Source organism: Thermoanaerobacter thermocopriae JCM 7501 (assembly GCF_001310975.1).
Classification (GTDB): Bacteria; Bacillota; Thermoanaerobacteria; order Thermoanaerobacterales; family Thermoanaerobacteraceae; genus Thermoanaerobacter; species Thermoanaerobacter thermocopriae.
Genome location: NZ_BAZY01000078.1, coordinates 1 through 759, shown reverse-complemented (window position 1 = coordinate 759; position 759 = coordinate 1). Strand labels below are relative to the sequence as shown.

The 759-nt window shown below is 39.8% G+C and carries 1 pseudogene; it reads right to left on the bottom strand.

From position 1 onward, the window contains the following. A pseudogene (locus JCM7501_RS12420) lies at window positions 1–738 on the bottom strand (transketolase); the annotation flags it as partial. Window positions 739–759: the final 21 nt, after the last annotated feature.

Sequence of the window (759 nt, the reverse complement as noted above, 5' to 3'; positions counted from 1 at the left end):
TTTTCCATGAAGGATACGCCTTTCCCTTTTATTGTATGAGCTATTATCAATGTAGGTTTTCCTTTTGTAGCTTTTGCTTCTTCTATGGCTTTGTCTATTTGGTCAAAGTCGTGGCCGTCTATTTCTATTACGTGCCATCCAAAAGCCTTAAATTTGTCTGCTACTGGCTCTATGTTTTTTACTTCCCTGTTTGGACCGTCTATTTGTAAGCCGTTAAAGTCAAGTATTGCTGTTAAGTTGTCGAGTTTGTAATGGGCTGCTGTCATCGCTGCTTCCCATATTTGCCCTTCTTGTAATTCTCCATCTCCTAATATTACATAGACTCTATAGCCCTTTTTATCTAATTTTCCTGCCAATGCCATTCCATTTGCAGCAGAAAGCCCTTGCCCTAATGACCCTGTAGTCATATCAAGTCCCGGTGTGGATTTCATATCGGGATGCCCCTGAAGTATTGAATCGAGCTTTCTTAAAGTTTTTAACTCTTCTTTTGGGAAAAAGCCTTTTTCAGCTAATACAGCATACAGGGCAGGAGCTGCATGACCTTTTGACAACACGAGTCTATCCCTATCTTCCATTTGGGTCGTCAGGTTTTACATTCATTTTTTCAAAATAGAGCAGGGTTAAAATATCTGCACAGGATAATGACCCACCAGGATGGCCAGAGCCTGCCTCTGCCAACATATTTATAATGTCAATTCTTACTTCTTTTGCCTTTTGCTTTAAAAATTCTTTGTCCATCTCAATACCTCCATTTCACAT